Annotated in this window: 7 protein-coding genes; 5 read left to right on the forward strand and 2 right to left on the reverse strand. The window is 59.2% G+C overall.

What is annotated here, in order from left to right:
* The first annotated feature begins 12 nt into the window (after positions 1–12).
* Positions 13–156 (forward strand): hypothetical protein, encoded by a 144-nt coding sequence (locus CTR53_RS21260; protein WP_367158962.1) that lies wholly within the window; start codon positions 13–15, stop codon positions 154–156.
* 613 nt (positions 157–769) lie between these two features.
* Positions 770–1,546, forward strand: coding sequence for an alpha/beta hydrolase (locus CTR53_RS09480; protein ID WP_290811975.1), 777 nt, complete (start codon positions 770–772; stop codon positions 1,544–1,546).
* Between the two features lie 8 nt (positions 1,547–1,554).
* Here the strand turns inward: CTR53_RS09480 and CTR53_RS09485 are convergent, their stop codons facing one another.
* Entirely contained in the window at positions 1,555–2,901 is a 1,347-nt protein-coding gene (locus CTR53_RS09485; protein WP_290811978.1) for an MmgE/PrpD family protein, read from the reverse strand.
* 296 nt (positions 2,902–3,197) lie between these two features.
* Here CTR53_RS09485 and CTR53_RS09490 point away from each other — a divergent pair, with 296 nt between their 5' ends.
* Genes CTR53_RS09490 through CTR53_RS09500 form a run of 3 tightly spaced genes read left to right on the forward strand, consistent with a single transcriptional unit; the run spans position 3,198 to position 6,428 of the window.
* Positions 3,198–4,415 (forward strand): Rieske 2Fe-2S domain-containing protein, encoded by a 1,218-nt coding sequence (locus CTR53_RS09490; RefSeq protein WP_290811981.1) that lies wholly within the window; start codon positions 3,198–3,200, stop codon positions 4,413–4,415.
* 51 nt (positions 4,416–4,466) lie between these two features.
* On the forward strand, positions 4,467–5,414 hold the full coding sequence (locus tag CTR53_RS09495) for a VOC family protein (protein ID WP_290811983.1): 948 nt from the start codon (positions 4,467–4,469) through the stop codon (positions 5,412–5,414).
* A 42-nt stretch (positions 5,415–5,456) separates the two neighbouring features.
* A complete protein-coding gene (locus tag CTR53_RS09500) occupies positions 5,457–6,428 on the forward strand; it encodes a PDR/VanB family oxidoreductase (RefSeq protein ID WP_290811985.1) in 972 nt (323 codons plus the stop codon).
* 38 nt (positions 6,429–6,466) lie between these two features.
* On the opposite strand, the gene CTR53_RS09505 is transcribed toward CTR53_RS09500, so the two are convergent.
* On the reverse strand, positions 6,467–7,042 hold a 576-nt coding region (locus tag CTR53_RS09505; RefSeq protein ID WP_290811987.1), incomplete at its 5' end, for a LysR substrate-binding domain-containing protein.

A 7,042-nucleotide genomic window follows, 5' to 3' on the forward strand; every position in this document is an offset into this window, starting at 1 on the left:
CATGCGCTGGCCGTGCAACTGGCGAAAATCCCGGAAGACATCCGCGGCTATGGCCATGTGAAGGTACGGCACCTGACGGCGGCGAAGGAGAAGGAAGCCAAACTGCTGGCCGAATTCCGCTCGCCCACGGCGCCGCTGGCGACCGCGGCGGAGTAGGTTTTCAAGCGTTCTAGGCCAGTAGATTGCGCCGGATGGGCTCCGGAGGTGAGGTACACTTGGCCGATAGATTTCTCTCGTAAGGATCCGTGGAGGTAAAACCTTTCCACCGTGGTTTTTCATCTCGGTGCCCTGAATAATTGAAATTGTATTTTAATTCGTTGGCGAATGATCTCTGCAGCTATGAGTGTGCCGAAGGCGATCAAGTATGACGCAGCAGTTGATGTGATTGATGAAGTAAAAGCCCTCCCTAGTATTTTATCCCCGTCGGTAGACGGCTTTTGTTTGCTTCCCGTGAGAGGTGGGTGGATTTTGCGGCTTCTCTGATGCCGCATACGCTGTATGCGGCGGCGCGCTCCTAACCTAACTCCTTTAAAGCGAGGCCTTGCGAATTACATCACTGCAAGTAAGCCGCGTTATGCGCAGAAGAGGCGTCAGACGACTGTGGTTTCACTGGTCTGCCGCGGTAAGCCCTTTTGATAATGGTCTCTTTGGGTTTGTACTAAAAACAGCGCTTGAGCGAAATGCCCGTTCAGCCGCGAAAAAATCGTTTGTCCCATATCATGAATTGCCCCCCTATGCCTTGAGCCGGATCGAACAACTAGAGGTCATTATGCCGTTACTGAAAGTTGGCCAAAGCCAGATTTATTATGAAGTACATGGTGAGGGGCCGGATCTGATCTTCGTTCATGGTGCAGGCGGCAATCATGCCAGCTGGTATCACCAGATTGTCGCATTCGAGGGCTATCGTTGCATCACCTTCGACGCACGCGGATTTGGCAATTCGACTGATGCCGAGGGACTTGGCCGTACGGCCTTTCCCGGGGACCTGAAGGCGATTTTCGAGGCGCTGGAGATCAGGAAGGCCATCCTCGTCGCGCAGTCGATGGGTGGCGGCACGTGTCTCAGCTTTACCTGCCGGCATCCGGAAACGGTCAGAGCCCTGGTCCTGGCCGACACGCTCGTCGGCGTGCGTCTGCCCGACAGCATCGCCGGCTTCATGGCGGATGTGCAGAAACGTACGCGAGATCTTTCTCAGGCGGAGCGCGTCCTAGGAGCGACCACGCTGGCGTCGAATCCCGCGGCCACGATGCTTTACCTGCAACTCGCCAGCTTCAACAAGGTCAATGTCCATACACTGACAGGGGAACAGAAGCTGCATTCGCCGCAGGATCTTCAGGCCACCGGGGTTCCGGTGCTGTATGTCGCGGGTGAAGAAGACAGCCTGTTCCCGGCCAATGCAATCGCGGCCGTGCAGCAGGAAGTCGCCAACTCGACCTATGCATTGATCACGAAGGCTGGCCACTCCGCCTATTTCGAGCGCCCGGATGAATTCAATCGTATCGTCAAGGACTGGCTGAAACAGAATGGTTGCGGACCGACGCATTAGGGCGCCATTTAGCACTGCTGCAGCAGCTGCGATATATCGGAGCAGTCGAGAATCTCCCAGGCCTGCTGCGCGATGGCCGCACCGTCTTTGTAGCCGGCGTAATCGACCTGATCGATGAATTTTTCCGTCAGATCTGTATCGCTTGCCGGCGTCATGATGCTACCACGACAATGCTGGACATGATGTTCCAGAACCTCGCCATTGCTCAGCGTGACCGCGCAGCGGGCCGCGGTGACAGCCAGGTTGCCGTCGGCGTGCAATCTGACGCGGCTGCGCAGGCTGACGATGGCGGGGTTTTGCACAGCTTCATCCGAGGCCTCCGCCACACCGGCCTTATTGCGAAGCAATGCTGCACTCACCCAGTGCGGCAGCGACGCCTGAGCCTCCCGCGCGCTGCGCGGCGCGGAGTGTCCGGCGATTTCGACGGCTCTCGGATGAACATGGACGTCGATCGCGGCAATATCGTTTTCGCGTAAGCTTTTCCGGCTGGCGATGGCAAGCGCGGCATCGACGGCAGCGTGAATCCAGACCCCACCTGGATATAGTTTGTAGGATACGCTCTCGAGCGCGAAGGCCGTTCCCACATTCTCCAGCATATTCTCTGCTGTCGAGTTACCCCCGAATACAGCGAGCAGACCATGCGGCCCTTCCAGCACATGTGGGGTGCAGGTGAAATCCTGCCGTGCCAGCAAAGCGGCGATCACGCCGGGACGAACGGTTTGTGCAGGGATAAACGCGCCCGACATGGCGCCGATGGTTTCACGTAGCCCGCCGGCCTGGCCGGTTGCCAGACCAAGGGCTGCCCGCGTCTGCGCAGCGTTCAGGCGGAGAACCTTTGCCGCTGCCGCTGCGACGCCGATCGGCACGGCTGCTCCCGTTGGGGACAGGCCCGTATGGGCCTGCGCGGGTGGCTTCAGAAGGGCGATCCCACAACGGATTGCGACCTCTACGCCTATGACGATCGCCTCTACGGCGCCCTTGCCATCCAGGCCGCACTCCTCGCCCAATGCTGCCACGGCAGCGGCAACAGGCCCGACCGGATGCAGTACGGTGTCGGGATGGTACTCGTTGTAGGACAGGGCGCTGGAACTCATAGAATTCAAAAACGCCGCGGTCATGCAGTCGGTGAGCCGTCCATGGCCGATCACCGTCGATCGGCCGAACCCGGCCAGTGGCAGCAGGGCAGCCGCGGCTTTCATGGTCTCGGGTTGGTGCCGGCCACCCATGGCGCAACCCAGCCAATTTACAAATCCCCGGACGCCCTGGTGGACAGCCGACTGCGGTATGGTGGCCAGCGTCGTGTCCATGAGGAACGTCACCAACCCGCCTGTCAGGTCATGGTGTTGGGCTGTCATGGGTCCGGCGATCCTCTTTCAGAGGCAGTGCGATCATTGGGGTAGTACCAAACCGGGTTCCTGCCTAAAGGTGGTGCGACCTTGAAATAAGGATTCCTGAGCGCGGTAATGGATCAAGCCTATTATTGGTCTGGCTGCATGATTTTGCCTCATGCATACCGTAGGTGGCCGGAGGCGATCATTCCGAAAACTCATCCCAATTCGTCAAAACATCGTTTGTTCGGCCTGATCAGCGGCCATTACCCTCCACAATGGAGAGCGCCCTGAGGCGCGGGCAATTGTGGGAGGCAGCGAGCATGAGCGAAGGCGGGATCGTTTTCACGAGCCAACAGACGGATGAAAATCTCACCGGCGCGAATACCCGTCGCGTGACCTTTGGCGATGTGGACCAGATCGGGCCCGACGACCTTGCTGGCCGCTATCTGCGCCAGTTCTGGCAGCCAGTCATGCATTCGCACGATCTCGAGGCCGGTCGCGCGCTTCCGCTGAACATCCTGGACGAACAATTCACAATTTATCGCGGTGAAAGCGGCAAGCCTTTCGTTATCAGTTCCCGCTGCCCGCACCGCTCGGCACCCATGCATGCCGGCTGGGTGCAGGGCGACGAAATCCGCTGCTTCTATCACGGCTGGAAATTCGCCGGCGACGGAACCTGCACGGAACAGCCCGCCGAACGGCCGGCCTTCTGCGAGCGAGCCGGCATCAAGTCGTATCCCACGCAGGAATATATCGGCCTGATATTCGTCTTTTTCGGCGAGGGCGAGCCACCTGAAATGCCGCGTTACCCGGCCTTTGACAGCAAGGATGTCGTCGTTACCTACGACACCTACAAGCGGCCCTGCTCCTACTACAACAATCTCGAGAATTCCGGCGATTTCTCGCATATCGCCTTTACGCATTCCTCTCTTCACGGGTCTTGGGATGAATCCAATCAAGAGCCGACAATCATGGCGGAAGAGTCGCCGTGGGGTGTGACGATGACCAATGCCTTCCCTGATGGTCGGCGGATCGTCTACCAGTTCGGTATGCCAAACATCCTGCATGCCCGTGTTTTGCCGGATGATCCAAACTACGATTATCGCGAATTCTTGGCTATCTGGGTTCCGATCGACGACGACAACCATATCCAGTTCACACTCACCTCCACACCGAATGTCCCCGGAAAGATCGAAGGTTACCTGAAGCGGCGTGCGGAACGCTTTGCTGGCTATGACCAGGATCCCGTGGAAATTGCGCGCAAGATCGTCAGCGGCCAGATGAAATATGAGGACGTCGATCCGAAACGCGTCTGGCTGGTCGTCCTGCAGGACAATATCGTCCAGACCGGTGTTGGGCGTCCCAGCCGGCGCCCGCCTGAACTTCTGGGGCGCTCGGATGCCTGTGTGCTGCGGCAGCGTCGCGTCTGGCTCAGGGAATTGCAGAAATTCGCCGATGGAAAACCGCTGAAGCAATGGCGCTATGACCCTGCGGAGGTACCGGTGCATTCGGAATTCTTCACAACGAAGAAGAACTGAAGATCCGGACTTTCAATCTGCCAAAGCACAACAGCATTCGGGAAGCTAAAAATGACAGCGCCGCTTTTCTCGGTCCGCCGCCTCGGCCATGCCAACCTGTTCGTCAGTGATTACATGCGGGCCAAGGATTTTTACGTGAATGTGGTCGGCTTCGAGGAGGCCTATCGCCAGCCCGACAACCGTGCCAGCTTCATCAGCAACGGCAATACTTACCATGACTTCGGCCTGACCGATGTGACCAGCAAATACGCGCCGCCGAACCAGGCGCCCGGGCTCAACCACTTCGCGTTCGAAATGGAAAACGAGGTTGAGCTGGTTGCTGGCTATCAGCGGGCATTGTCGTCCGGCTTCAAGTTTAAGGCCACGCTGGATCACGATTGCGCGCGGGCGCTGTACAGCAGTGATCCGGACGGCAACGAGGTTGAGATCTATGCTGATGTGGTGCGGGATTGGCGGGCAATCAAGACCGGCATCATCATCAAGGAAAAGCCAAAGTGGGTGCCAGGAGTCACGATTGAGCCGGAAGCGGAAAGCCTCTATCCGGGAGATTTCGAATACCGCCGGGTTCCGGATGCGGTGTTCCATGCCAAGCGCACCACGCATGTGGCACTGGTTGCCGACGACTACGAAGCGATGTTTGACTTCTACCTTCGTGTTCCGGGCTTGCATGTCGCAACCGGTGGCCGCCAGGCGGACATCACCTTGTTCCGCGGCAATATCGGCATTGGCGACTTCACCCTGATCCGGCAGCAGAACGGGATGAAGCCCGGTCTGCATCACGTCGGGATCGAAACCTTCAGCGAGGCCGAGTTGCGCCAGTCGCTGAAATCCGCCGGGGAGGCGGGCATCGCGATCGAAAGGATTGTCGATCATCCGTCGCGCTATGCCGTCACGATCAAGGACCCCGATGGAATCCAGTTGCAATTCTACGCCAACCGGGACTGGCCGCTGGACAGCCTTTCCGGGGTGGATGCTGCGGATCGGCCATATCTACTTTGAGAGAAGGCCAGACATCGTGGTAAGCCGCTGTCCGGAGTGATCATGTCTATTACAGAAAATGCGCAGACCTTCGATCTCCGCGTAAAGGCGGTCATCTGGGAAACCGCCCGCATCAAGACCTATGAATTGCGGGCGCTGGATGGCGGCGTGCTGCCGCCTTTCTCGGCGGGCGGGCATATCCAGCTCAACCTTCGACCCGACCTGGTCCGCAGCTATTCGCTGATGAACGCGCCATCGGAGCGCCATCGCTACATGATCTCGGTGCAGCTGGAAGACAGCGGCACCGGCGGCTCGAAGCTGGTGCACGCCTTGCTGCAGCCCGGCAGCGTTGTGTCCGTGACCGGCCCGCGGAACAACTTTCCGCTGGTCGAGGGTGCCGAGCGTAGCGTGCTGATCGCAGGCGGCATCGGCATCACACCGATCCTGTCTATGGCGCGTGCATTGTCGGCCGCCGGAAAGGAATGGTCGCTTTACTACTGCGCCCGCTCCCGGTCGGAAGCGGCGTTGCTGGAAGATGTATCCGCTCTGGCCGTATCGGGTCGGCCAATCCACACGCATTTCAACGATGAGCATGACGGCGGGCTGCTCGATCTGCGTGCCCTGATCACAGCAGTTCCGGCCGGTACGCATTTCTACTGTTGCGGCCCGGTTCCGATGCTCGAAGCCTATACGGCCGCCACCGCCGGCGTGCCCTCCGAATATGTCCATCTGGAATATTTCACGGCGAGCGAGCCTGCAGCGCTCGAAGGCGGCTATACCGTTACGCTGTCCCGCAGCGGCAAGTCCTTCGTGATTCCGCCGGGCAAATCGATCCTGAATGTCCTGCTGGAGAATGGCCTGAACGTACCGTTCGCCTGCGCTCAGGGCACCTGCGCCTCTTGCGAGACCAGAGTCGTAGCGGGCACGCCGGATCACCGCGACGTCGTGCTGAGCCAGGAAGAGCGCGATTCGAACGGGACGATGATGATCTGCTGTTCGGGTTCGAAGGGCCCGCAGCTCATCCTCGATCTCTAGTATTGAGTCGAGTATTGGCTCGGTGCCGGCGACGCAGATCAGTGCGCCAGATCGCGCTCCGACAGGATCCACTTCCTGAATTTCTGGATCGCCGGCATGTTTTTTTGTTCCCGGCGGCACAGCAGGTAGTAGGCACCGGCACTTTCGGTCGCCTGGTTGAGCGGCAGCACCAGACGCCCACTAGCGATGTCCTCTTCGACCAGCGGCCGCGGAATCAGCCCCACGCCTTTGCCCTCATGCACCGCCTGCAGGGCCATGAAGAAATGCCCGAAGGCGGGGCCTTTCTGGATGCGTTCGTCTGTAATGCCGAAAACATGATACCAGTCCGGCCAGGCATGATTGCGTGTCGCGACATGAATCAGGCCGAGCGAGAGCAGGTCTTCAGGATTACGGATTGGGGGGGTGCCTTCCAGCAGGCTCGGATTGCAGACCGGTACCAGCACATCCGGCATCAGCAGGTCGGCATGTACTGAACTCCAGTCATCGACCATTTCCAGATCGATCCGGGGCGCATCGCGCATGGGCTGGGCCTGCGGCAACTGGCCGACCCGGATGGCGACATCCACGGGATCGCGGCCGAAATTCACCGGCAGGATCGAGGTGATGATACGCAG

The organism is Ferrovibrio sp. (genome assembly GCF_002796975.1).
GTDB lineage: Bacteria > Pseudomonadota > Alphaproteobacteria > Ferrovibrionales > Ferrovibrionaceae > Ferrovibrio.

Excerpts from the sequence above, each read along its gene's own strand:
- CTR53_RS09485 (WP_290811978.1), bottom strand. The coding sequence starts at position 2,901 with ATGACAGCCCAACACCATGACCTGACAGGCGGGTTGGTGACGTTCCTC.
- CTR53_RS09490 (WP_290811981.1), top strand. The coding sequence starts at position 3,198 with ATGAGCGAAGGCGGGATCGTTTTCACGAGCCAACAGACGGATGAAAAT.
- CTR53_RS09495 (WP_290811983.1), top strand. The coding sequence starts at position 4,467 with ATGACAGCGCCGCTTTTCTCGGTCCGCCGCCTCGGCCATGCCAACCTG.
- CTR53_RS09500 (WP_290811985.1), top strand. The coding sequence starts at position 5,457 with ATGTCTATTACAGAAAATGCGCAGACCTTCGATCTCCGCGTAAAGGCG.
- CTR53_RS09480 (WP_290811975.1), top strand. The coding sequence starts at position 770 with ATGCCGTTACTGAAAGTTGGCCAAAGCCAGATTTATTATGAAGTACAT.